This window comes from Pseudomonas sp. ADAK18 (genome assembly GCF_012935695.1).
Lineage (GTDB): Bacteria > Pseudomonadota > Gammaproteobacteria > Pseudomonadales > Pseudomonadaceae > Aquipseudomonas.
The window spans coordinates 4,789,268-4,813,604 of sequence record NZ_CP052859.1 but is presented as its reverse complement, the minus strand read 5'-3'; the positions used below and the strand labels follow the sequence as shown (position 1 = coordinate 4,813,604).

General features: G+C 60.3%; 26 protein-coding genes. 18 read left to right on the top strand and 8 right to left on the bottom strand.

Annotated features, from left to right (window positions below; translation table 11 throughout):
* Nucleotides 1-67: 67 nt before the first annotated feature.
* Nucleotides 68-523 carry a MaoC family dehydratase gene (locus tag HKK55_RS21770; RefSeq protein ID WP_169356540.1) on the bottom strand — a complete coding sequence of 152 codons (456 nt, stop codon included), beginning with the start codon at nt 521-523 and terminating at the stop codon, nt 68-70.
* Nucleotides 524-704: 181 nt separating this feature from the next.
* On the opposite strand from HKK55_RS21770, the gene HKK55_RS21765 reads away from it, so the two are divergent.
* The 4 genes from HKK55_RS21765 (at nt 705) to HKK55_RS21750 (ending at nt 2,706) form a co-directional block, all read left to right on the top strand.
* The gene (locus tag HKK55_RS21765) at nt 705-1,067 is read left to right on the top strand and encodes a CidA/LrgA family protein (protein WP_155585122.1); all 363 of its coding nucleotides are present in this window, start codon (nt 705-707) and stop codon (nt 1,065-1,067) included.
* Nucleotides 1,064-1,780: an LrgB family protein gene (locus HKK55_RS21760; RefSeq protein ID WP_169356539.1), complete on the top strand. Its 717-nt coding sequence runs from the start codon at nt 1,064-1,066 to the stop codon at nt 1,778-1,780. Before HKK55_RS21765 ends, HKK55_RS21760 begins: the two co-directional genes overlap by 4 nt.
* A gap of 21 nt (nt 1,781-1,801) precedes the next feature.
* Nucleotides 1,802-2,392 carry an LON peptidase substrate-binding domain-containing protein gene (locus HKK55_RS21755; protein WP_169356538.1) on the top strand — a complete coding sequence of 197 codons (591 nt, stop codon included), beginning with the start codon at nt 1,802-1,804 and terminating at the stop codon, nt 2,390-2,392.
* Nucleotides 2,393-2,499: 107 nt separating this feature from the next.
* Nucleotides 2,500-2,706, top strand: a complete 207-nt coding sequence (locus HKK55_RS21750; RefSeq protein WP_169356537.1) for a hypothetical protein — start codon at nt 2,500-2,502, stop codon at nt 2,704-2,706.
* 1 nt (nt 2,707) lies between these two features.
* On the opposite strand, the gene HKK55_RS21745 is transcribed toward HKK55_RS21750, so the two are convergent.
* Both HKK55_RS21745 and HKK55_RS21740 read right to left on the bottom strand, forming a co-directional pair.
* Nucleotides 2,708-4,024, bottom strand: coding sequence for a bifunctional DedA family/phosphatase PAP2 family protein (locus HKK55_RS21745; RefSeq protein ID WP_169356536.1), 1,317 nt, complete (start codon nt 4,022-4,024; stop codon nt 2,708-2,710).
* 47 nt (nt 4,025-4,071) lie between these two features.
* Complete coding sequence (locus HKK55_RS21740; RefSeq protein ID WP_169356535.1) at nt 4,072-4,755, bottom strand: DNA-3-methyladenine glycosylase; 684 nt, start codon at nt 4,753-4,755, stop codon at nt 4,072-4,074.
* 176 nt (nt 4,756-4,931) lie between these two features.
* On the opposite strand from HKK55_RS21740, the gene HKK55_RS21735 reads away from it, so the two are divergent.
* The 13 genes from HKK55_RS21735 to HKK55_RS21675 all read left to right on the top strand — a co-directional run bounded on the left by HKK55_RS21735 (nt 4,932) and on the right by HKK55_RS21675 (nt 17,462).
* Nucleotides 4,932-6,197, top strand: coding sequence for a glutamate-5-semialdehyde dehydrogenase (locus HKK55_RS21735; RefSeq protein ID WP_169356534.1), 1,266 nt, complete (start codon nt 4,932-4,934; stop codon nt 6,195-6,197).
* The gene (nadD, locus tag HKK55_RS21730) at nt 6,197-6,841 is read left to right on the top strand and encodes a nicotinate-nucleotide adenylyltransferase (RefSeq protein ID WP_155585128.1); all 645 of its coding nucleotides are present in this window, start codon (nt 6,197-6,199) and stop codon (nt 6,839-6,841) included. Before HKK55_RS21735 ends, nadD begins: the two co-directional genes overlap by 1 nt.
* A 70-nt stretch (nt 6,842-6,911) precedes the next feature.
* Nucleotides 6,912-7,406: a ribosome silencing factor gene (gene rsfS / locus HKK55_RS21725; protein ID WP_169356533.1), complete on the top strand. Its 495-nt coding sequence runs from the start codon at nt 6,912-6,914 to the stop codon at nt 7,404-7,406.
* 9 nt (nt 7,407-7,415) lie between these two features.
* Nucleotides 7,416-7,883, top strand: a complete 468-nt coding sequence (gene rlmH / locus HKK55_RS21720) for a 23S rRNA (pseudouridine(1915)-N(3))-methyltransferase RlmH (protein ID WP_003185785.1) — start codon at nt 7,416-7,418, stop codon at nt 7,881-7,883.
* A 15-nt stretch (nt 7,884-7,898) separates the two neighbouring features.
* Nucleotides 7,899-9,794, top strand: coding sequence for a penicillin-binding protein 2 (gene mrdA, locus HKK55_RS21715; protein WP_169356532.1), 1,896 nt, complete (start codon nt 7,899-7,901; stop codon nt 9,792-9,794).
* A gap of 31 nt (nt 9,795-9,825) precedes the next feature.
* Complete coding sequence (rodA, locus tag HKK55_RS21710) at nt 9,826-10,929, top strand: rod shape-determining protein RodA (RefSeq protein WP_050547734.1); 1,104 nt, start codon at nt 9,826-9,828, stop codon at nt 10,927-10,929.
* Nucleotides 10,930-10,946: 17 nt separating this feature from the next.
* Nucleotides 10,947-11,957: a lytic murein transglycosylase B gene (mltB, locus tag HKK55_RS21705; protein WP_169356531.1), complete on the top strand. Its 1,011-nt coding sequence runs from the start codon at nt 10,947-10,949 to the stop codon at nt 11,955-11,957.
* A complete protein-coding gene (locus HKK55_RS21700) occupies nt 11,957-12,961 on the top strand; it encodes a septal ring lytic transglycosylase RlpA family protein (RefSeq protein ID WP_169356530.1) in 1,005 nt (334 codons plus the stop codon). Before mltB ends, HKK55_RS21700 begins: the two co-directional genes overlap by 1 nt.
* 184 nt (nt 12,962-13,145) lie before the next feature.
* Nucleotides 13,146-14,303: a D-alanyl-D-alanine carboxypeptidase family protein gene (locus tag HKK55_RS21695; RefSeq protein WP_169356529.1), complete on the top strand. Its 1,158-nt coding sequence runs from the start codon at nt 13,146-13,148 to the stop codon at nt 14,301-14,303.
* Nucleotides 14,304-14,388: 85 nt separating this feature from the next.
* Nucleotides 14,389-14,664, top strand: a complete 276-nt coding sequence (locus HKK55_RS21690) for a DUF493 domain-containing protein (protein WP_169356528.1) — start codon at nt 14,389-14,391, stop codon at nt 14,662-14,664.
* Nucleotides 14,664-15,311 carry a lipoyl(octanoyl) transferase LipB gene (gene lipB, locus HKK55_RS21685; RefSeq protein WP_169356527.1) on the top strand — a complete coding sequence of 216 codons (648 nt, stop codon included), beginning with the start codon at nt 14,664-14,666 and terminating at the stop codon, nt 15,309-15,311. The genes HKK55_RS21690 and lipB overlap by 1 nt, the downstream gene beginning before the upstream one ends.
* 26 nt (nt 15,312-15,337) lie before the next feature.
* A complete protein-coding gene (gene lipA / locus HKK55_RS21680) occupies nt 15,338-16,333 on the top strand; it encodes a lipoyl synthase (protein WP_169357923.1) in 996 nt (331 codons plus the stop codon).
* A gap of 196 nt (nt 16,334-16,529) precedes the next feature.
* Nucleotides 16,530-17,462, top strand: a complete 933-nt coding sequence (locus tag HKK55_RS21675; protein WP_169356526.1) for an LD-carboxypeptidase — start codon at nt 16,530-16,532, stop codon at nt 17,460-17,462.
* A gap of 65 nt (nt 17,463-17,527) precedes the next feature.
* Here the strand turns inward: HKK55_RS21675 and HKK55_RS21670 are convergent, their stop codons facing one another.
* The 5 genes from HKK55_RS21670 to leuS form a co-directional block, all read right to left on the bottom strand.
* Nucleotides 17,528-18,853: a lytic murein transglycosylase gene (locus HKK55_RS21670; protein ID WP_169356525.1), complete on the bottom strand. Its 1,326-nt coding sequence runs from the start codon at nt 18,851-18,853 to the stop codon at nt 17,528-17,530.
* 61 nt (nt 18,854-18,914) lie between these two features.
* Nucleotides 18,915-19,079, bottom strand: a complete 165-nt coding sequence (gene arfA, locus HKK55_RS21665; protein ID WP_003176285.1) for an alternative ribosome rescue factor ArfA — start codon at nt 19,077-19,079, stop codon at nt 18,915-18,917.
* A gap of 187 nt (nt 19,080-19,266) precedes the next feature.
* Entirely contained in the window at nt 19,267-20,304 is a 1,038-nt protein-coding gene (gene holA / locus HKK55_RS21660) for a DNA polymerase III subunit delta (protein WP_169356524.1), read from the bottom strand.
* Between the two features lie 39 nt (nt 20,305-20,343).
* Complete coding sequence (lptE, locus tag HKK55_RS21655) at nt 20,344-20,949, bottom strand: LPS assembly lipoprotein LptE (RefSeq protein ID WP_169356523.1); 606 nt, start codon at nt 20,947-20,949, stop codon at nt 20,344-20,346.
* A gap of 89 nt (nt 20,950-21,038) precedes the next feature.
* A complete protein-coding gene (gene leuS / locus HKK55_RS21650; protein WP_169356522.1) occupies nt 21,039-23,645 on the bottom strand; it encodes a leucine--tRNA ligase in 2,607 nt (868 codons plus the stop codon).
* Between the two features lie 261 nt (nt 23,646-23,906).
* On the opposite strand from leuS, the gene HKK55_RS21645 reads away from it, so the two are divergent.
* Entirely contained in the window at nt 23,907-24,224 is a 318-nt protein-coding gene (locus HKK55_RS21645) for a hypothetical protein (RefSeq protein WP_169356521.1), read from the top strand.
* Nucleotides 24,225-24,337: the final 113 nt, after the last annotated feature.

Here is a 24,337-nt window from a genome sequence, read left to right as displayed (position 1 = left end):
GAGGGGCTTGCTGTGGTGAGGGGGAAAGCCCCCTTGCCACAGGGAGCCCTCTCATTTGCAGGAAGGCTCAGACAAAGCAGAGTGACAACGACTCGGCAATGTACGCAGGTTTTTCCTGACCTTCGATCTCCAGGGTGCAGGTCGCTTTAAGTAGCCACTGGCCAGGCTTTTTCTCGGTGGCATCGGTCAGGGTGACCGCCAGGCGCACCTTGGAATTGACCTTGACCGGCTGGATGAAACGCACGGTGTCCAGGCCGTAGTTGACGGCCATCTTCAAGCCCTCGGGCATGACCAGGATGTCTTCTATCAACTTCGGTATCAGTGACAGCGACAGGAACCCGTGGGCGATGGTGCTGCCGAACGGCGTCTGGGCGGCCTTCACCGGATCGACATGGATGAACTGATGATCGCCGGTGGCTTCTGCGAACAGGTTGATGCGCTCCTGGTCGATGGTGAGCCAGTCGGAACGTCCCAGTTCCTTGCCGACATAATCTTTGAGTTGCGCTACGGGGACTGAGGGCATTGCGACTCTCCTTGGGTTCATCGGTTTTTATAATTTTCGGGTGTGGGGGCAGGCCCCTGAAGAACCAATGTAGATCATCATGGGCATTTGGCTCGGTCAACCCACCATGCTTTTGGCGAATGCCGGTCCATAGAAGCGGCGTGCTTATAATGCGGGGCGTGATTTCTGGGGGAGAGGGCGGATGCTGTTACGTGGTCTGACATGGCTGGTGTTGTTTCAATTGCTGGGCACGGCGATCAATCACTTGTTTTTGCCGGTGCTGCCGGGGCCGATCGTCGGCCTGCTGCTGATGCTGGCGTATCTGATATGGAACGGCGAAGTCGGCGAGCCCCTGAGCCTGGCGGCCAGCAGTTTGCTGCGCTATTTGCCGTTGCTGTTGGTGCCGCCGGCCGTGGGCGTGATGGTGTATGCCAAGGACATTGCCGCCGATTTCTGGGCCATCGTCGGTGCGTTGGTGTTGTCTCTGGTGATCGCCATGGGCTTTGTCGGGGTGCTGATGCAGCGGCTGATCAAACGCCAGTCACGTCGGGAGGAGGGCCAATGACCTTCGACTGGCAAGGTGCCTGGGCCGCTGTGATTCATCATCCATTATTCGGCATCGGTATCACCCTGGGTGCCTATCAACTGGTGTTGGCGGGCTTCGAGAAAACCCGCTGGGTCTTCCTGCAGCCGGTGCTGGTGTCGATGCTGCTGGTGATTGGCATCTTGCTCGGTTGCGGCCTGAGCTACGCCGAGTATCGCAAGAGTACCGAGATCATGAGCATTCTGTTGGGGCCGGCGACGGTGGCCCTGGCGGTGCCGCTTTACTTGAATCTGCGACGGATTCGCCAGTTGTTCTGGCCGATTTTTACTACGCTGGTGGTGGGGGGTGTTTTGGCCACTGGTCTCTGTGTGTTGCTGGGTTGGTGGTTTGGCGCCGAGCACATGATGTTGATGACCATGGCGCCCAAGTCGGTGACCTCGCCGATTGCCATGCTGGTGGCTGAACAGATTGGCGGTGTGGCAGCGTTGGCGGCAGTGTTTGTGCTGATCACCGGTGTGATCGGGGCGATGATTGGGCCGGCGTATCTGTCGCGCCTTGGTGTCCACAGCCCTGAGGCGCGGGGCATGGCGCTGGGCATGACGGCCCACGCGGTCGGTACCTCGGTGGCCTTGCAGGAAAGTGAAGAGTGCGGCGCCTTTGCGGCGTTGGCCATGAGTTTGATGGGCGTGGCCACGGCGGTATTTCTGCCGTTGGCCGTGTCGCTGGTTGTTTAAGTCGGGTTTAAGGAAACCTTTATGAGTCTGGCGCTTTTCCCGCTCAATACCGTGCTGTTCCCCGGGTGCACCCTTGATCTGCAGATATTCGAGGTGCGCTACCTGGACATGATCAGCCGCTGCATGAAAAAGGGCGAAAGCTTTGGTGTGGTGTGCATCCTCGACGGCAAGGAAGTGGGACAGGCCCCGGATGGTTATGCGCTGATTGGCTGTGAAGCGCTGATCCGTGACTTCAAGCAGCAGGACAACGGCTTGCTGGGGATTCGGGTCGAGGGTGGCCGCAGGTTTCGCGTGTGGGAGGCCGGTGTCCAGCGTGACCAGTTGCTGGTAGCCGAAGTGCAATGGCTGGAAGAACTGCCGGAGCAACCGCTGGAGGAGGAGGACGCTGACCTGTTGGCGCTGCTCCAGGCGTTGGCCGAGCACCCGATGGTCGCTTCGCTGGACATGGGCACTCACGCGGATGGCCAGCAAGCGTTGGGTAATCAGCTTGCGTATCTATTGCCCTTCACCGAGGCCGACAAGGTCGACCTGCTGCAACTCGATGACCCGCAGCAACGGCTGGATGCGATTCAGCTGTTGCTGGATGAACTGCAAGGTGAACTGTTCACCTGAGCTTGATATTCGGAATTATCCGTCACTGTTCTCGGATTTTTCGTCGTTGTTCTGATCGTGTTGCCTGAAATAGTTGGCAATCACCTAACCAGGATCAGGGGACGAACATGATTCGACTATCACCATCGGAGCAGGCGGTCTGGGATGCTTTTTTTGTCAGTGTCACGGCGCAAGTGATTCAGCAGGGTAATCAGCGGGGCCCGGAGTACATCGCCGAGCGTGCCGCCGAAATTGCTGATGAAATGTTGTTGGAGCGGCGTGAGCGATGCATTGAGCGGCGCGGCTCGCCTGTCGACTGGATCGGGCCGGCCTAGATCAGTAGGCGTACCTGAGCAGTGCATGGGCGGTGCCGGTAAAGGCAATGATGCCGAGCACCAGGACGCACGCCGGCAAGATCAGCCACCAGACCTTCGGTGCCATGGGCGGCAATACACTTTTGTGCTGGCTCAGGGTCAGGCTGAAAGCACAGGCCGTCATCGCCAGCAGGGTGCCAGCCAGGATGTCTGTCGGCCAATGGGCGCCGAGGTACACCCGGGACAGGGCAATGCTCGCGGCAGGGATGGCGCCGAGCAATAACCAGGTCAGACGCAAGCGGGTGGGTTGACCACGTCCGGCCAGTACTGCCAGGGCCAGGAAAAACGCAAATGAACCGGAGGCGTGGCCGCTGGGCATGCTGTAGCTGGTCAATGGGTCGCTCAGCACCTCCGGGCGCATCCGCGCAAAAAACAGCTTGGTTCCGGTGTTGACCAACGCTGCGCCCAACAGTGTGGCTCCGACGAAAATCGCTTGGCGCCATTGCCGCAACAGCACCAGCAGGCCGGTCAGCACGGCACTCGCCACGAACATCTTCTTGAATTCGCCGAGCTGGGTGACCATCACCATGGCCTGGTCCATCACCGGGCTGCGGTGTTCCTGGACCAGGGCCATCAGCCCTTGGTCAAAATGGTTCAGGTACGGATAGCCGATAAATAGCGCGATCAACAACGCCCCGCTGAGGCAGCCGATCAACAGGGTTGCCCGTCGATGTCCGCGCAGGCTGCTGTTGAGGCTCAGGCCTACGAATACGGCGAGGCAGGCGGCGACAATCCCGGCCTCAGGCCAGAAACCTTCGGGCAATGGCAGGCGGAATGCCGCACCCGTGGCCCAGCCGGGTAGCAGATAGACCACCGCCCAACCGGCGCCGGCCAGCAGGCTGACGGCAGCGAAGCGCGGGAACGGCATGTCGCACATGCCGGCGACCATCGGCAGCATCGGCCGCAGCGGTCCGATAAAACGTCCCACCAGCAGGCTGGCGATCCCGTATTTATGAAAGTAGGTCTCGGCACCGCTCATCCATTCGGGATGATGGCGCAGGCCGGGCAAGCGACGGATGTTCTGGTGGAAATGGCGCCCCAGGTAGTAGGAAACCCCATCGCCCAGCAGTCCGCCGAGGAATCCCAGTAACAAGGTTTCCCCCAACGACAGCGCGCCGCTGCCAGCCAGCGCGGCGATGGCGAACAGCAACACCGTGCCGGGCACGATCAGGCCGGCGATGGCCAGGCACTCCACGAACGCCACGATAAACACCGCCACGGCCAGCCATTGCGGGTTCAGGGTCAGCCAGCCGGTAATGCTATCGAGCCATGGGCCCATACAATCAACTCCATTGGTGTGTGGCGCGCGTGGCCGGTTCGGTTATTTCAAAGCAAAAAATAGTCGCGTCCTTCGACTTGGCCCCGACGCAGCGGGTTCCGTGTGCAGTAGGGCGCGTAGCTGGCATCGACGAATCGGTACATCAGGTGTTCATCTCGGCCACTGGGGATGCCCAGGCGGGTGGTCTGGATGATTTGCGCAGGTGATTGGCCTACGTCCTCGACGAACAACAGTTCTTGATCGAAGCGCTTGGCGTCCCACATCGGTACTTTCAGGCCCAGTGCCTTGCACAGCAGGGTCTGCCCGGCACACAGCTTCTGGGAGGGACGGGGGCGGCCACTGGCGTCCGGGTTGTTCAGCAGCATCTGCGCCAAACTGGCCGGCCCGGACAGTTCGTCAACCCACGGATAGGCCGATTTGATTAACACAGCGTTGCCTGGCCCTTGGGCACTGAAGTTCAGCGAGTCGCCGCCACGGGCGTAGTACATATAGATGTGGCCGCCATCCAGAAACAAAGCCTTACGCTTTTCCGTGTAGCCAAGTGAGGCATGGCTGCCTTTTTCGGCCACGTAATAGGCTTCGGTTTCAATAATTCGTGCCGATAGCCACAAATCGCCCACACGGTGACGGATCACTTTTCCCAGCAAATCACAGGCAAGCAGTTGCGCGTCACGGTCGAAAAAGCCGTCGGGCAGGGCGTTGGCGGGGATCAGGGGCGAAAAGCTGGACATGGTGATCAAGGTAAGAGCGGCTAAATGTGACAGGATGATAACAACTCCAGCCTTAATTCCTGCTGAACGTCGAGTATTTACAGTTCATTTCGACCATCCGCCCCTCACCGCTGTCCGTAGGACTGCGCGACAGCTATAATCTGCCGCTTTCCTCTTTGCCAAGACCCCACCAGACCATGACTGAGTCCGTTCTTGACTACATGACCCGCCTGGGTCGCGCTGCCCGTCAGGCCTCGCGGTTGATCGCCCGTGCGAGCACCGCGCAGAAGAACCGTGCCCTGCTGGCTGCCGCCGATGCTCTGGATGCTTCGCGCTCCGAGCTGACGGTTGCCAACGAGCTGGACCTGGCCAACGGTCGGGCCAATGGCCTGGAACCAGCACTACTGGACCGCCTGGCGCTGACGCCGGCCCGCATCGACGACATGATCGAAGGTTTGCGTCAGGTGGCCAAGCTGCCTGACCCCGTCGGTGAAATCCGCGACATGCGCTACCTGCCGTCGGGTATCCAGGTCGGCAAGATGCGCGTGCCGTTGGGCGTGATCGGCATCATCTATGAGTCGCGGCCGAACGTGACCATCGACGCCGCGAGCCTGTGCCTCAAGTCCGGCAACGCCACGATCCTGCGTGGCGGTTCCGAGGCGATCAACTCCAACCGTGCCATCGCTGTCTGCATCCAGCAGGGCTTGGCCGTGGCTGATTTGCCGGCCGAAGTGGTGCAAGTGGTGGAAACCACCGACCGCGCTGCCGTTGGCGCGCTGATCACCATGCCCGAGTTCGTTGACGTGATCGTCCCGCGCGGTGGCAAAGGCCTGATCGAACGGGTCAGTCGTGATGCCAAGGTGCCAGTCATCAAGCACTTGGACGGCGTCTGCCATGTATTCATCGACGTGGCTGCCGACCTCGACAAGGCCATTCGCATTGCCGACAACGCCAAGACTCACCGCTACGCGCCGTGCAACACCATGGAAACCCTGCTGGTGCACGTCGGCATTGCCGATCGCGTGCTGCCGCCGCTGGCTGCCATCTATCGCGACAAGGGCGTCGAGCTGCGTGGCTGCGAGCGTACCCGGGCGATCCTCGGTAGCGATGTGATCGAAGCCACCGAGCAAGACTGGTACACCGAGTACACGGCGCCGATCCTGTCGATCCGCATCGTCGACGACCTGGATCAGGCCATCGAACACATCAACACCTACGGCTCCAAGCACACTGACGCCATCGTCACCGAGCACTTCAGCGATGCCCGGCGTTTCCTCAACGAAGTGGATTCCGCTTCGGTGATGGTCAACGCCTCGACGCGCTTTGCCGACGGCTTTGAATACGGCTTGGGCGCCGAGATCGGCATTTCCACCGACAAGCTCCACGCACGTGGCCCGGTTGGCCTTGAAGGCCTGACCAGCGAGAAGTACGTGGTGTTCGGTGACGGTCATGTGCGCACTTGATGGGTAAACGCATCGGGCTGCTCGGCGGTACCTTCGACCCCGTGCACATTGGCCATTTGCGCAGTGCGCTGGAAGTCGCGGACGCCCTCGCACTGGATGAGCTACGCCTAGCACCCAATGCCCGGCCGCCTCATCGGGACACACCGCAGGTGTCACCGCAGCAGCGCCTGGAAATGGTGCGCCTCGCTGTGGCCGGCATTGCACCGTTGGTGGTGGACGACCGCGAGCTCAAGCGCGACAAACCGTCCTACACTGTTGACACCCTGGAACTGATGCGCGCCGAACTGGCTGCGGATGACCAGTTGTTTCTACTTTTGGGCTGGGACGCATTTTGCGGCCTGCCCACTTGGCACCGCTGGGAAGAATTGCTCCAGCATTGCCACATCCTGGTGCTGCAACGCCCGGATGCCGACAGCGAACCGCCGGATGCCTTGCGCAACCTGCTGGCAGCGCGCTCGGTAAGTGACCCGCAGGCTCTGACCGGGCCGAGCGGGAATATTGCATTCGTCTGGCAGACGCCGCTTGCGGTGTCTGCCACCCAGATCCGTCAACTGCTGGCCAGCGGGAAGTCGGTACGTTTCCTGGTGCCTGACGCGGTCCTGGCCTACATCGATGCGCACGGGCTTTACCGTGCGTCGAACTGAAAAGGCGCGCTTGAAGGCACGAATAGACGTGTATTGAAGCGCCCGAACATACGAGTAAAACGAGTTTTATATGACGAACAAAGACGTAAGCAAAGTTAAGCGCAAAGGCACGTTCAAGAGCGCTCCGTTGCCGGAAAAAGTACTCAGCGGCGAGCCCCTCAAAGGCGAAGAGCTGGTCAAGATTGCTGTAGCTGCCCTGGAAGACGTCAAGGCGCAGGACGTGTTGGTCATCGATGTCCGCGATAAGCAGAGCATCACTGACTACATGATCATCGCTACCGGTACGTCCAACCGCCAGATCGGCGCGATGCTGGACAAGGTCCGCGAGATGGTCAAAGAAAAGGGCGTCAAGCCTATGGGTGAAGAAGGCAAGGGCGACAGTGATTGGGTGCTGCTGGACCTGGACGACGTGATCGTTCACATGATGACCTCCAATGCTCGCCAGTTCTATGACCTGGAGCGCCTGTGGAAAGGTGCCGAGCAGAGCCGTGCCGCCGATGGCAAGCACCACAGCCCTGAAGGCCAGCACGAGCACTTCACTAAGCTCAACAAAGACCAGGAATAAGGAACGGCTGTGCGCCTGCGTCTGATCGCTGTTGGTTCACGCATGCCCAAGTGGGTGGAAGAAGGCTGGCACGAATATGCCAAGCGTCTGCCCTCGGAGCTGGCACTGGAACTGGTGGAAATACCGCTCAATACCCGGGGCAAGAACGCCGATGTGGCGCGCTTTATCCGTCAGGAAGGCGAGGCCATGTTGGCCAAGGTCGGCCCCAACGAGCGGATTGTCACCCTGGAAGTGCATGGCAAACCGTGGAGCACCGAGCAGTTGGCGGTGGAACTGGATCGCTGGCGCCTGGATTCGCGCACAGTGAACTTCATGGTCGGCGGCCCCGAAGGGCTGGCGCCGGAAGTGTGTGCACGGGCCGATCAGCGCTGGTCGCTGTCGCCCCTGACGCTGCCACATCCGCTGGTGCGGATTCTGATCGGTGAACAGCTGTATCGCGCCTGGACAGTTCTGTCCGGGCACCCTTACCACAAATAGTCTGCGCCCTGCCTGATGACCCAGCCGATCCGCATCAAGGACCACGAGAAAGACGCACGTCTGGTGCGCGGTCGGGTCGTGTTCGGCGCTATTCTGGTGGTGGTACTGCTGGGGGTGTTGATCGCCCGCCTGTATTTCCTGCAGGTGATCCAGTACGACTATCACTCCACATTGTCGGAAAATAACCGGGTGCACGTGCAGCCGATTCCGCCGACCCGTGGCCTGATTTTCGACCGCAATGGCGTGGTGGTAGCGGATAACCGGCCCAGTTTCAGCCTGAGCATGACCCGCGAGCGTTCCGGCGACTGGCAGCAGGTCCTCGATGTCATTGTCGAAGTGCTGCAGCTGACCCCGGAAGACCGGGCGATCTTCGAAAAGCGTATGAAACAGGGGCGCCGTCCGTTTGAGCCGGTGCCGATCCTGTTTGAGCTGACCGAAGAGCAGATCGCCCGAATTGCGGTGAACCAATTCCGTTTACCGGGTGTTGAAGTGGTTGCGCAGTTGGTGCGTCACTACCCGCAAGGCGCGCACTTTGCCCACTCTGTCGGCTATATGGGGCGGATCAACGAGAAAGAGCTCAAGACCCTCGATCCGGTCAATTACAGCGGCACCCATCATATCGGCAAGACCGGCATCGAGCGCTTCTACGAGCCGGAGCTGCATGGCCAAGTGGGTTACGAAGAAGTTGAAACCAACGCCCGCGGCCGGGTACTGCGGGTGCTCAAGCGCACCGACCCGATTCCCGGCAAGGACATTGTCCTGAGCCTGGATATCAAGTTGCAGGAAGCGGCGGAGATGGCCTTGGGCGGTCGCCGTGGCGCGGTGGTGGCGCTGGATCCGAGCACTGGCGAAGTCCTGGCGATGGTCAGTCAGCCGAGCTTCGACCCGAATCTGTTTGTGACCGGGATCAGCTTCAAGGCTTACGCCGAGCTGCGCGATTCCATTGACCGGCCGCTGTTCAACCGGGTGCTGCGCGGCCTGTATCCACCGGGTTCGACCATCAAGCCTGCGGTGGCAATTGCCGGCCTGGATTCCGGTGTTATCACGGCGTCCAGTCGGGTATTCGACCCCGGTTACTACATGCTGCCCAACTACGATCACAAGTACCGTAACTGGAACCGTACCGGTGACGGTTATGTGGACCTGGACACGGCGATCATGCGGTCCAACGACACCTACTTCTATGACCTGGCCCACAAGTTGGGGATTGATCGTTTGTCGACCTACATGGGCAAGTTCGGCCTCGGTCAGAAAGTGTCCTTGGACATGTTTGAAGAGTCTCCCGGCCTGATGCCTTCCCGTGAATGGAAGCGCGCCACTCGTCGTCAGGCCTGGTTCCCGGGTGAAACCCTGATCCTCGGGATTGGCCAGGGCTATATGCAGGCCACTCCGCTGCAACTGGCCCAGGCGACGGCACTGGTGGCCAGCAAAGGCAAATGGAACCGCCCACACTTGGCGAAGACCATCGAGGGCGAAAAACCGGTCGATGAAAACCCGATTCCGGACATTGTCCTGCGCGATCCGTCCGACTGGAACAAGGTCAACCACGGCATGCAGCAAGTGATGCACGGCGCGCGGGGTACTGCGCGCAAGGCGGCGGCCGGCTCGCAGTACCGGATTGCCGGCAAGAGCGGTACCGCCCAGGTAGTGGCGATCAAGCAGGGTGAGAAGTACGACCGTTCCAAGGTTCAGGAGCGCCATCGTGACCACGCCTTGTTCGTTGGTTTTGCCCCGGCCGACAACCCCAGGATCACCGTGGCGGTGATGGTCGAGAACGGTGAGTCCGGCTCCGGCGTGGCTGCGCCAGTGGTGCGCCAGATCATGGATGCCTGGTTGCTGGACCAGGACGGCAAACTCAAGCCTGAGTACGCCAACCCTTCAAGCGCGGAGGCTACGGCCCGTGAAGAGTAATTTTGACCGCATCCTCTCCAGCGAGGATGTGATGCGCCGTCGCGCCACCTTGCTGCAGCGCCTGCACATTGATGGACCGTTGCTGATCCTGCTGCTGACATTGGCCGCCGGTAGCCTGTTCGTGTTGTATTCGGCCAGCGGCAAGAACTGGGACCTGCTGATCAAGCAGGCGTCCTCGTTTGGCCTAGGCCTGTTGTCGATGGTGGTGATTGCCCAGCTGGAACCGCGCTTCATGGCACGTTGGGTTCCGTTAGGTTACGTGGCGGGTGTGTTGCTGCTGGTGGTGGTGGACGTCATGGGCCACAACGCCATGGGCGCGACACGCTGGATCAACATTCCGGGGGTGATCCGCTTCCAGCCGTCGGAATTCATGAAGATCCTGATGCCGGCGACCATTGCCTGGTACCTGTCCAAGCGCACCTTGCCGCCGCAGCTCAAGCACGTGGGGATCAGCCTGATCCTGATTGGCGTGCCATTTATCCTGATTGTGCGCCAGCCGGACCTTGGCACCTCGCTGCTGATCCTGGCCGGCGGTGCGTTCGTGCTGTTCATGGGCGGCTTGCGCTGGCGCTGGATCCTCAGCGTATTGGCGGCGGCGATACCGGTGGCTGTGGCCATGTGGTTCTTTTTCATGCACGACTACCAGAAGCAGCGGATCCTGACCTTCCTCGACCCGGAGAGTGACCCGTTAGGCACCGGCTGGAACATCATCCAGTCCAAGGCGGCCATCGGTTCTGGCGGCGTATTCGGCAAGGGCTGGTTGCTGGGCACCCAGTCGCACCTGGACTTTTTGCCGGAAAGCCATACCGACTTTATTATCGCGGTGATGGGGGAAGAGTTCGGCCTGGTGGGCATTTGCGCACTGTTGCTGATCTACCTGTTATTGATTGGTCGCGGCCTGGTGATTACCGCCCAGGCACAGACGTTGTTCGGCAAATTGCTCGCCGGCAGCCTGACCATGACGTTTTTTGTTTATGTTTTCGTCAACATCGGTATGGTCAGTGGCCTGTTGCCGGTGGTTGGGGTGCCGTTGCCATTCATTAGCTACGGCGGAACTTCGCTGGTCACATTGATGTCAGCGTTTGGGGTTTTGATGTCGATCCATACCCATCGTAAGTGGATCGCACAGGTTTGAATAAGGTGAAGATGTCAATGCAAGCAATGCGCGGCTGGGCTGCTCGGTACGCGTCCTGTGTGGGCCTGATAGGCCTGCTGGGCGCTGCTCAGGAAGCACAGGCCGGCGACTATGACGGTTCGCCCCAGGTCGCCGAGTTTGTCGGTGAGATGACCCGTGACTATGGTTTCGCCGGTGAACAGCTGATGGGCGTGTTCCGCGAAGCCCAGCGCAAGCAGTCGATCCTGGACGCCATTTCCCGTCCCGCCGAGCGCGTGAAGCAGTGGAAGGAATATCGTCCGATGTTCCTCACTGATGCCCGCATAGCCCGGGGCGTGGACTTCTGGCGCCAGCACGAAGCGGTGTTGGCTCGCGCCGAACAGGAATACGGCGTGCCGGCCCAGGTGATTGTCTCGATCATCGGCATTGAAACCTTTTACGGGCGCAACACCGGCAGCTACCGGGTGATCGACGCGTTGTCGACCCTGGGCTTCGATTACCCGCCCCGCGCCGAGTTCTTCCGCAAGGAACTGCGCGAATTCCTGCTGCTGGCCCGCGAAGAGCAGGTCGACCCGCTGACCCTCAAGGGTTCCTACGCTGGTGCCATGGGGCTGCCGCAGTTCATGCCGAGCAGCTTTCGCGCCTATGCGGTGGATTTTGACGGCGACGGCCATATCAACATCTGGAGTAACCCCGATGATGCCATCGGCAGCGTGGCCAGTTACTTCAAGCGCCATGGCTGGGTAGCCGGCGAGCCGGTGGTGATTCGTGCCGATGTGACCGGGGATCGCGCCGATGAAGGCCTGACCCAGGGCATTGAGCCGGTCAAGACCGTCGGGGAGTTGCGGGCGCTGGGCTGGTCAAGTCATGATGCGCTGCGCGATGATATGCCGGTCACGGCTTTCCGCCTGGAAGGCGCAGATGGCCCTGAATACTGGATGGGCTTGAAGAATTTCTACGCAATTACGCGTTATAACCGCAGTGTGATGTACGCCATGGCCGTGCATCAGCTGTCAGACATGCTGGTCCAAGCACGGGGCGTCAAGTAATGCCGGTATCGCCGATCAATAAACCCCTGAAGCTGGTGGCGCTTGCTGCATTGTCATTGCTGGTCGCCAGTTGTTCCACCAGCACCAGCACCAGTCGTGCTCCTGCGCAAAAAACCGGCGGTGCGGTCGTCCGCGCTCAACCAGGCCTGGATATCAACCGCGCCCACAAAGATGGTGCGCCGTGGTGGGACGTTGATGTCTCACGTATCCCGGATGCCACGCCGACCCTGCACACCGGTGCCTACAAGGCCAACCCGTACACCGTGCTGGGCAAGACCTACTTTCCGCTGCAAGAGTCCAAGACCTATGTGCAGTCGGGCACCGCGTCCTGGTACGGCACCAAGTTCCACGGCCAGAACACCGCCAATGGCGAAGTCTATGACCTGTACGGCATGAGTGCGGCCCACAAGACCTTGCCGCTGCCCAGCTACGTCAAGGTGACCAACCTGGACAACAACCGCACGGTCATCCTGCGGGTCAATGACCGTGGGCCGTTCTATTCGGACCGGATCATCGACTTGTCCTACGCGGCCGCGAAAAAACTCGGTTACGCCGAAACGGGCACCGCCCGGGTCAAGGTCGAGGGCATCGATCCACAACAGTACTGGGCCCAGCGTGGCAAACCGGCACCGTTGATGCTCAACGAGCCGCAAACCCCGCAGCCGCAGATCGCCCAGGCGGGCAAGGTTGAGCAATGGACGCCGCCGCCGCAGCAACACGCGGCACCCGTGGTGGCCGTGCCACAAGCGGCACCCGGCAATGCAGCAGGTGGTCAGTACCTGCAAGTCGGTGCTTTCGCCAACCCGGATGCGGCGGAGCTGTTAAGGTCCAAGCTCAGCGGGATGGTCAGCGCGCCAGTCTTTATCAGCTCCATCGTGCGTAATCAGCAGACCCTGCACCGGGTTCGCCTGGGGCCGATCGGTTCGCCGGGCGAGATCCAGCAAGTGCAGAACAGCGTGCGCCTGGCCAATCTGGGCCAGCCTAGTGTGGTCAGCGCGGAATAAGCAGTTATCGGATTGATGGTTCAGGCTCGCATGCGGGCCAGGACCCTGGTTGTTGGCTCGTGGAACAATAAAAACCCAGGGGCAAGGGGTGAGCAGGCAACCGAACACGCGACAGTCTGGAGACGGGCTGTCTGAATAGTTTTGCCCGCAAGGGCAAGTTTCCATAAGCAATTTCGAGAGACGGATGAACATCACCACCTTAGCCAAACGCCTGTGCCTGCTTGTCCCGCTGATCATCACTCCGGCCGCCTGGGCGGTTGAAATGGTGCCGGCTTCACCGCAACTGGCCGCCAAGGCCTGGGTGCTCATGGATGCCGCCAGCGGCAACGTGCTGGTCGAGAACAACGGTGACCAGCGCCTGCCACCGGCCAGCCTGACCAAGCTGATGACAGCCTACATCGCAACCCTGGAAATCCGTCGCGGCCAGATCGGCGAAAACGATCCGGTCACCGTCAGCGAAAACGCCTGGCGCACCGGCGGTTCGCGGATGTTCATCAAAGTCGGCTCCCAAGTGACCGTCAGCGACCTGCTGCATGGCATCATCATCCAGTCCGGTAACGATGCCAGCGTGGCACTGTCCGAGCACATCGCCGGCAGCGAAGATGCGTTCGCCGACATGATGAACAAAACCGTGACTGATCTGGGCATGACCAACAGCCACTTCATGAACCCGACCGGCCTGCCGAACCCTGAGCATTACTCGTCGGCTCACGACATGGCGATCCTGGCTCGCGCGATCATTCGTGTCGACCCGGTGCACTATGCGATCTACTCGCAGAAAGAGTTCTTCTGGAACAACATCAAGCAGCCTAACCGCAACCTGTTGCTGTGGCGTGACAAGACCGTTGACGGTCTGAAAACCGGTCACACCGAGGAAGCTGGCTACTGCATGGTGTCTTCCGCCGTACGTGACGGCCAGCGCCTGATTGCGGTGGTGTTCGGTACCAACAGCGAGCAGGCCCGTGCGGCCGAGACGCAAAAGTTGCTGACCTACGGTTTCCGTTTCTTCGAAACCCAGACCTTCTACCAGAAGGGCGCCGAGCTGGCTCAAGCCCCGGTGTGGAAAGGCGCGACCCATCAAGTCAAGGCCGGCCTGGCTGAAGACCTGACCTTGACCATGCCTAAAGGCCAGCTCAAGAAGCTGGTTGCCAGCATGAGCATGAACCCGCAACTGGTCGCACCGATCGCCAAGGGCGATGTCATTGGTAAGGTCGAAGTGAAGCTGGACGACAAGGTGGTGCACAGTGCCGACCTGATCGCCCTCGACGCTGTCGACGAAGGTGGTATCTTCCGCCGCGTGTGGGATAGCATCCGTCTATTCTTCTACGGCTTGTTCAACTGATAGTGTGCACCTGCAAAGCCCCGCGTTGATCCGACGCGGGGCTTTGCCCGTCGCCACGGCTTACCGCTTACGAGGCCGTTACGCCATGACCGATACCGAAGTAAAGGCGCCAAAGATCGAATTCCCGGTGACTGATTATCCGATCAAAGTGATCAGCGATACGGGTGTAGGTCGTAAGGACATCATCATTGATATCGTCAGGAAACACGCGACGATCAACGATAACCGCGTGGACGAGCGTTCCAGCTCCAGCGGCAAGTACACCACTATTCAGTTGCACATCGTTGCGACTGATCAGGACCAGCTCTACAACATCAACAGCGAACTGCGGGCTACCGGCTTCGTACACATGGTGTTGTGATGTCGCAGATCCTGGGCTTTCGCGAGCTCGGCCGGATGGCCTACGAGCCTGTCTGGCATGCCATGCAGCGGTTCACCAATGAGCGCGGCTCTGCTGTCGATGATGAAATCTGGCTGGTGGAACACCCGCCGGTTTTCACTCAAGGGCAGGCTGGCAAGGCCGAACATCTGCTGTTGCCGGGGGATATTCCGGTGGTGCAGGTCGACCGAGGTGGCCAAGTGACTTACCATGGCCCCGGCCAACTGGTGGCTTATCTGCTGCTGGATGTTCGCAAGCTGGGTTTCGGTGTGCGTGACCTGGTCAGCCGCATGGAAACCTGCCTGATCGAGTTGTTGGCCAGCTACGGCGTGACCGCAGCGGCCAAGCCTGATGCGCCCGGTGTGTATGTCGATGGCGCGAAAATCGCCTCCCTGGGCCTGCGGATCCGCCACGGTTGTTCCTTTCATGGCCTGGCCTTGAACGTGGACATGGACCTGGCCCCGTTTCAACGGATTAATCCCTGTGGCTACGCCGGGCTGGCGATGACCCAGCTGCGCGATCACACAGGTCCGATAGAATTTGCCGAGGTAAGTGCCCGGCTGCGCGCGCAGCTCGTCAAACACCTCGACTATGCTGAGCAGACGACCCTAACGGGCGGAATCGACTGATTATGACTACTGATGCAGTGCAAACCATGATCCCGACGCTGGATATCACCGAGCGTCCGGCCCCGCGTGCCAAGGTGGAAGCCGGCGTCAAGCTGCGCGGCGCCGAGAAGGTTGCACGCATCCCGGTAAAGATCATTCCGACCACCGAACTGCCGAAAAAGCCTGACTGGATTCGCGTGCGTATCCCGGTTTCGCCGGAAGTCGACCGTATCAAGGCGCTGTTGCGCAAACACAAGCTGCACAGCGTCTGCGAAGAAGCGTCCTGCCCGAACCTGGGCGAATGCTTCTCCGGCGGCACCGCCACCTTTATGATCATGGGTGACATCTGCACCCGTCGTTGCCCGTTCTGCGACGTCGGCCATGGCCGTCCGAAGCCCTTGGACGTCAATGAGCCGGAAAGCCTGGCCATTGCCATCGCCGACCTGAAACTCAAGTACGTGGTGATCACCTCGGTGGACCGCGACGACCTGCGTGACGGCGGTGCCCAGCACTTTGCCGATTGCATCCGCGAAATCCGCAAGCTGTCGCCGAATGTGATGCTCGAAACCCTGGTCCCGGATTACCGTGGCCGGATGGACGTTGCCCTGGCAATCACCGCCGCCGAGCCGCCAGATGTGTTCAACCACAACCTGGAAACCGTGCCGCGTCTGTACAAGGCCGCGCGTCCTGGTTCGGATTACCAGTGGTCGCTGACCTTGCTGCAGAAGTTCAAGCAGATGATGCCGCACATTCCGACCAAATCCGGCTTGATGCTGGGCCTTGGCGAAACCGACGAAGAAGTCATCGAAGTCATGAAGCGCATGCGCGAACACGACATCGACATGCTGACACTCGGGCAGTACCTGCAGCCGTCTCGCAGCCACTTGCCGGTGCAGCGCTTCGTGCATCCGGACGTCTTCGCTTGGTTCGCCGAGGAAGGTTACAAGATGGGCTTCAAGAACGTTGCCTCGGGCCCGCTGGTGCGTTCCTCGTACCACGCCGATGAGCAGGCCAAGTTGGTCAAGGCCAGCCTGGTTTCCTAAGCCGCACCACAGATCCAATGTGGGGCTGGGCTTGTGTGGGAGCTGGCTTGCCTGCGATGCAGACGCCTCGGTGTATCAATCATGCCGAGGGTGATGCAATCGCAGGCAAGCCAGCTCCCACATTTGTTTCTGTGTCTTCTATAAGTCACCGTTGCTGGTTAGAGTGCCTTGGCTATCTAGATAAGGAGAACCATGGATGACGACTCAACTCGCGGCCGCCGTACCTGCTCTGCGCGCCGAAGGCGTGATCGGCTTGATCGCACCCGCCGGCCCCGCCGCGTTGGACGTGGAAAAGGCCGGGCAATGGATGCGCGCCCGTGGTCATGAACTGCGGATCTTCTCTGGTGTGTATGAACGTGACGGCTACCTGGCCGGCAGCGATGAAGTGCGCCTGCGCGACCTGCACGCCGCCTTCGCCGACCCTGAAATCGATGCCATCTTCTGCCTGCGCGGCGGCTACGGCACACCGCGCCTGCTTGACCGCCTGGACTTCGACCTGCTGCGGGCCAACCCCAAACCTTTTGTAGGCTACAGCGACATCACCGCCTTGCACTTAGCGATTAGCCGCTACGCCGGTTTTGTGACCTTTCACGGGCCGATGCTCAACGCTGACTTGCTGGGTGAAAAACAGCAACCTACCGAGTCGTCGCTGTTCAGCATGCTGCGTGGGCAGGTGAGGGCGGGTAGCCAGTTGGTCCACCCGGTGGCCTATCCATTGACCACGATCGAGCCAGGCATCGCCTGTGGGCGTTTGCTGGGGGGTAACTTGTCGATGATCGCGGCGGTCATGGGCACGACTTACGAGATTGATGCCGAGGGCATCATTCTGTTTATCGAGGACGTTAACGAGCCGCTGTATCGCATTGATCGCTTGCTCACCCATTTACGCCTGGCGGGCAAGCTGGCCCAACTGGCCGGTGTGCTGGTGGGGGATGTGGCGGGCGTGGATAACGTGGCGCTCGAACGCTTGCTCAAGGAAACGTTTGAACCGTTGTGCATTCCGGTGCTGTCCGGCTGGCGCAGCGGGCATTGCAACCCGAACCTGACCTTGCCGATGGGTGCGCGAGTAAGGCTGGATGCGGGAGAGAAGAGGTTGGTGCTGGAGCAGGATGTGGTGTTCAAGGCCTGAGGGCTTCGTTGATCTTTAGGCCGCCTTCGACTTGCTCTCGAAGGCGGCGGTCGCCATGCGCTGGTTTAGCGTTTCTGCAACGACTCCAACAACTTCACCGTCGGATACCCATCCGCCGGCCAGCCCAGCGCTTGCTGTGCCGCTCGAATCGCCTTGCGCGTATTGGCGCCAATGATCCCGTCCGGGTTTCCGGCGTCGTAACCATGCGTACTGAGCACCGTCTGCAATTCCATGCGCTGGGAACGGGTCAACGGCAGCTCGTCTTTCGGCCAAGCCCCACGAATCAACCCGCCGCCACTGAACCGCTCCGACAGCAAGCCAACCGCCAGTGCGTAAGACGACGAATTGTTGTACTTGAGGATCGCGCGGAAGTTATCCAGTACCAGGAACGCCGGGCCACGATAGCCAGCAGGCAGTAGCAGGGCGGCAGAGAGCTGGTCCACATTGGGCGGTACGCTGGCGCCGGCTGGCACCTGGATCCCCAGTTTCAGCCATTCGCCCACTGTCTTGCGCACCGCGCCGTCGGCCAGGGCGTAATCAAAGTTCAACGGCAGTTGCTGTACCTCAAAGCCCCACGGCTGGCCTTTCTGCCAGCCGGAGCTCTGCAGGTAGTGCGCGGTGGAGGCGAGGGCGTCGGCTGGGCTGTTCCAGATGTCGCGGCGGCCATCGCCGTCGAAGTCCACCGCGTGGGTGTTGTAGGTGGTGGGGATGAACTGGGTCTGGCCCATGGCCCCGGCCCAGGAGCCGCGCATCTGGTCGGCCTGGATGTCACCGTGTTGGATGATTTGCAGCGCCGCCAGCAGTTGCGCCAGGGCAAACGCCGGGCGACGACCTTCATAGGCCAGGGTGGCCAATGAGCGGATCACCAGATTGTTGCCCTGGAACTGGCCGAAGTTGCTCTCCATGCCCCACACCGACACCAGCGCCTGACGGTCGACGCCATAACGTTGCTCGATGCTCTGCAGGGTGTCGGCGTACTTGATCAGTAGCGACTGGCCATTACGTACCCGCAATGGCGACAGGGCGCCATCGAGGTATTCCCACACAGGGCGAGAAAACTCTGGCTGGCTGCGGTCGGCGCGGATGACCGCCATGTCAGGGGTGACATTGGCAAAGGCGGTGTCAAACACCTGGGGTGTGATGCCGGCCTTCAAGGCTTCAATGCGAAAGCCTGCTTGCCATTCGGCGAAGGTCTGGGTGGGCTGGATGTCGAGATTATCCACCGCCAACGGCGCAACTACGGCTGGGGCGGCCACCGGTGCGGTTTGCACGGTAGGCAAGGGTTGAGCGTCTGCGGCGGTGGGTTTTTCCGCACAGGCGACTAACAGAATGAGGCTGGAGGCAGCGATCAATTGGCGAAGGTGCCAACGACGGGAAAGACTAGAGGGCATGCACAGGTCCAGGGAATACGAATCAGGTGCAGACCTTATCATGCCAGAGGGGCGCTTGCCTTCAGGCAGCCAGAAAGTAAGAAGCCTCCCAGCTATTAGACTGGAAGGCTTCGCGGCGGTAGCTGCCTTTGCCCTTGCCTGCGCGTTCCTGGCGACTGCGGAACAGGGGTTGGGCGATGATGGACTTGGCCTTGTTGGGGCCATGCTTGGATGGCTTTTTGCTCATGACGAGTACTCTCTGGGTGGGTGATGCGGCGCAAATCATCTGCCCAATCGTCGATTCTGTCCAGCCCTGCAGCCGCTGCCGAGGAACGAGGCTGCGATGGGTTTGGGCGGCATTCCGACGAAGTGTCCCCCTAGGGCGGTCCTGCGAACACACATCGCAGCCTCGTTCCTCGGCAGCGGCTACAGTGTTATTCGGCTGGCAATGTCAGGCGCTGGCCGGACATAAGCAGTGACAAACGACTGAGGCTCATCCACGGTGATCCCGCCGCTTGTCCTTTGATCTGCGCATCAATGCGCTGGGCTTCGAGCAACAGTTGCGCCCAGCGCTGCGCAGAATGCCGTTGCAGGGCTTTGCTGATCAGCGGTTTACGTTTGTCCCATACCGGTGGCCGAGCCTGGCTGAAGGCCTTATCCAGCGGGGTGCCCTGGCTGTATTGCAGGGCAATATTAGCCAGCAACCGCAGCTCCCGAGCCAGGGCCCAGAGAATTACCGGTGGCTCCACACCTTCACCGCGCAGGCCTTCGAGCATGCGCAGGGTGTGAGCGGCTTCACCATTGAGGATTGCATCCACCAGGCCGAACACGTCAAAGCGTGCGCTGTCGGCCACGGCCCCTTGCACGGTTTCGACGGTGATCTGTCCACCTTCGGCCATCAATTTGAGCTTCTCGATTTCCTGCGCGGCTGCCAGCAGGTTGCCTTCGACACGTGCGGCAATCAGTTCCACTGCGTCTTGGCTGGCGGACAGCCCGGACTGGGACAGACGCTGGCGAATCCATTGGGGCAGTTGATTACCCTCCACTGGCCAGATCTGGATGAACTGGGTCTGCGGACCTTCCACCAACGCCTTGCCCCACTTGGTTTTCTGCGCGCTGCCATCGAGCTTGGGCAAGCTGATCAGCAGCAGCGTGTCCTCGGCGGGACGCGCGCAGTATTCCATCAACGCCGCTGCGCCTTTGTCCCCAGGCTTGCCCGAGGGCAGGCGCAGTTCCAGCAGGCGTTTTTCAGCAAACAGCGACATGCTCGCGCCGGCTTGCAGCAACGTACCCCAGTCAAAACTGGCGTCGGCACTGAATACCTGGCGTTCGTCGAAGCCCTGTTGGCGCGCGGCGCCGCGAATAGCGTCGGCGGCTTCCTGACACAGCAACGGGTCATCTCCGCTGACGATATAGACGGGCGCGAGATTGCCTTGCAGGTGCTTGGCGAGTTGGGCGGGGGCGAGTTTCATAGTCGGGGCGAACGGGGCGCATGATGCGCCCCGTTTAGCTTACTCGGCAGGGACTTCTACTGGGGACTGCTTCGGCGTGTTGTTTTCATACTCTTGCGCAGCTTTCAGAGCATCGGCATCTGCCTTGGCCTTGGCGTCTGCAGTTTGCTGCAGGGCGTCCAGTTGAGTCGGGCTAAATTGTTGCAGGCGCAGCACCATACGCTGGACCAGGTCGCGACGCATTTCCTTGCGTACCTGAATCGCTTCCGAGTCCGAACCCACCAGGTTGTTGCCGTCGTGGCTCACGACTTTCTGTACTTCCAGTTTGCCACCGGTCAGCGGCAGGTTGTCGTGACCCTGGATCTCGTAATTGAGCGTAGTGTTCAGCTCGATGTCCGAGGCACGGCCTGCGCTGGCGTAGCTGAGGTTACGCTGGGTTTCCTGTTCATTGACCAGGACCAGTTTGTAAGGCGCGCCGGTGTAGACCTTCACGCCACTGCCTTCCAGCGTAGTGCGCAGTTGGGTCACGGTCTCGCCGTAGGCGTTGCGGGCACTGACGTCCAGTTCCTTGATCGTCAGTTCGGTGGTGCCAGTACCACGCAGCTGGAAGCCGCAGGCGCTCAACAGCACAGCAAGGCCCATAACCAGCAAATTGCGTTTGATCATTTTGATGCTCCCCTTGAAACCATGTGGGCCTTATCGAGGCCCTGGAGGTTTTGTTCGGCGCCAGGGTTATGCCCTGACGCCCGATCCGATTAGCTAGCGACGATATTGACCAGTTTGCCGGGTACCACGATCACTTTGCGGATCGTCAGGCCTTCGGTAAAGCGCAGCACGTTTTCGTTGCTGCGTGCGGCCGCTTCGACTTCTTCGCGGCTGGCGCTGGCAGGCATGTCGATATGGCCACGCAGTTTACCGTTGACCTGAATCACCAGTTGCAACGTGTCTTGTACCAGTGCGCTGTCATCCTGTACTGGCCAGCGGGCATCGATTACTGCGCCGCTGTGGCCCAGTTGGCTCCACAGTTCGTGGCTGATGTGCGGCGTGATCGGTGCAAGCAACAGGGTGACCGTTTCCAGGCCTTCCTGTACCAGTGCACGGTCCTGTTCAGTGGTCTGCGGTGCTTTTTCCAGTACGTTCATCAGTGTCATCACCTGGGCGATGGCAGTGTTGAATTTGTGGTGCTGGCCCACGTCCTGGCTGGCTTGTTTGATGGCCAGGTGCGTGCTGCGGCGAATGACTTTCTGCTCATCGCTTAAGGCCGCCACGTTCAGTTTGCCTGGCAAGCCCTGGCTGACATGTGCGTGCGCCAGACGCCAGACGCGTTTGAGGAAGCGGTGCGAACCCTCTACGCCGGAGTCGGACCATTCCGCGCTCATGTCGGGCGGCGAGGCGAACATCATGAACAGTCGGCAGGTATCTGCACCGAACTGGTCAATCATCGACTGTGGGTCGACGCCGTTATTCTTGGACTTGGCCATTTTCTCGGTGCCACCGATTTCCACCGGCAGGCCGTCGGCGATCAGCTTGGCACTAATAACCTTGGCTTTGCTGTCACGCTCCAGCTCAACGTCCGCTGGGTTGAACCAGGTGTAGCTGCCGTTGGCTTCACGACGATAATAAGTCTCGGCGATCACCATGCCCTGGGTCAGCAGGTTCTTGAACGGCTCGTTGGAGCTAACCAGGCCTTCGTCGCGCATCAGCTTGTGGAAGAAGCGCGCATAGAGCAGGTGAAGAATGGCGTGTTCGATACCGCCGATGTACTGGTCTACCGGCAACCAATGGTCGGCCGCCGATTTTTCTACCAGACCGCCTTCATAGTGCGGCGAGGCGTAGCGGGCGTAGTACCACGAGGACTCGACGAAGGTGTCCATGGTGTCGGTTTCACGCTTGGCTGGCGCGCCGCATTTCGGGCAACTGCACTCGTAGAACTCGGGCATGCGTGCCAATGGCGAACCTGCGCCGTCTGGCACCACGTCTTCCGGCAGTACGACTGGCAACTGGTCTTCCGGCACCGGCACGTCACCACAGGTGTCGCAGTGGATGATCGGGATCGGGCAGCCCCAATAGCGTTGGCGGCTGATGCCCCAGTCGCGCAGGCGGAACTGGGTGCGCGAGGCACCGAGGTTTTTCTTGATCAGCGCTACTTCAATGGCGTCGAAGGCACCTTCGAAGTCCAGGCCGTCGAACTCGCCGGAGTTGATCAGTTCGCCGTGCTCGCCGTAGGCGTCTTGCCACGGAGCCAGGTTGGTGTCACCGGAGCTGGTGCGCACCACGGACTTGATCGGCAGGTTGTATTGGGTGGCGAATTCGAAATCGCGCTCGTCGTGAGCCGGCACGGCCATTACTGCACCATCGCCGTAATGCATCAGCACGTAGTTGGCGACCCAGACTGGCAACTTCTCGCCTGTCAGTGGGTGCTCGACGAACAGCGAGGTCGGCAGGCCTTTTTTCTCTTGGGTGGCGACGTCAGCTTCGGCGACGCTGCCGCCTTTGCATTCGGCGATGAACGCCTGCAGCTCGGGGTTGTTCTGTGCGGCCAGGGTGGCCAGCGGGTGTTCAGCTGCCACGGCGACGTAGGTCGCGCCCATCAGGGTGTCCGGACGGGTAGTGAAGACTTTCAGGGTACCCGCTTCACCGATGGTGTCGATGTTGTACGGGAACTGCACTTCCATGCCCTTGGATTTGCCAATCCAGTTGCGCTGCATGGTCTTGACCTGTTCAGGCCAGCCCGGCAGGTCGTCGAGGCTCGACAAGAGTTCATCCGCGTAGGCGGTGATCTTGAAGTAGTACATCGGGATTTCGCGCTTTTCGATCAGCGCGCCGGAACGCCAGCCGCGACCGTCGATCACTTGCTCGTTGGCCAGGACGGTCTGGTCGACCGGGTCCCAGTTAACGGTGCCGTTCTTGCGGTAGATCACGCCTTTTTCGAACAGGCGAGTGAACAGCCATTGTTCCCAGCGGTAGTAATCAGGCTTGCAGGTGGTCACTTCGCGAGACCAATCCACGGCCAGGCCCAGGCTGCGCAACTGGGTCTTCATGTAGGCGATGTTTTCGTAGGTCCACTTAGCGGGCGCTACGTTGTTCTTCATCGCGGCGTTTTCCGCCGGCATGCCGAAGGCGTCCCAACCCATGGGTTGCAGGACGTTCTTGCCTTGCATGCGCTGGTAGCGGGAGATCACGTCGCCGATGGTGTAGTTACGCACATGCCCCATGTGTAGCTTGCCGCTGGGGTAAGGGAACATCGATAGGCAATAGAAAGTCTCCTTGCCTGGCTGTTCACTGACTTCAAAGGACTTTTGCTCGTCCCAGAACGACTGGGCGGCATTTTCTATTTCACGGGGCTGGTAATGTTCGTGCATGGCTACTTTTGAACTGAATAGGGGTGGCCTAATCCTCTTCAATGCAATGTTCGGGGTGATCGACACCGGAAACGGCGCGTCCAGGCCCAAACCCTGCTGGAAGTGGAGTTACAGGAAGCGCCGTAGCATACATGACCCCACTCTATCGAGGGAAACCCTGATTGCGCGCCCAAGGCCGTTGGTCGCGGCGCCAGGCGGGTGTCGCCTGCGCAGCTACGCTGTTTATTGGGGAGTGAGACTTATCTTCAATGAGGTGAGGGGATGGTTGATTCGCAGCGAACTTTAACGAAACCGCAGTTGTATGAAGGACTGATCGATCGTTTGGGTCGGGCATTGGATGCAGCAAAAACGGCAGGTCGATTGCGTGACGAGAGGCCTGTGGAGCTGGAACTGCGTGGCTTGAGCCAGGCAGAGCTTGAATTGATCAAGGTTTATCTGGAGTTGAACGAGCGCAATGGGGCTCATAGGGTGGCTTCCCCGCCCGCCCCGGAGTCTTTGCACTCGGCCAAGGTGGTGTGGCTTAAAGACTTGTCGGCCGGTCGAAGCCCGGAAAAGCTTCGGTCCGCGCGGTTCAAGTAAAGCATGGCGTTATCTGTTGCTTTCTCGGTGGCATCCAGCAGCTTGAGGCTGCTTGGTTCTTGTAAAGCTTGTAAAGATTGTCGCGCAATACCGTTACACCTTAGGCTTCGGGC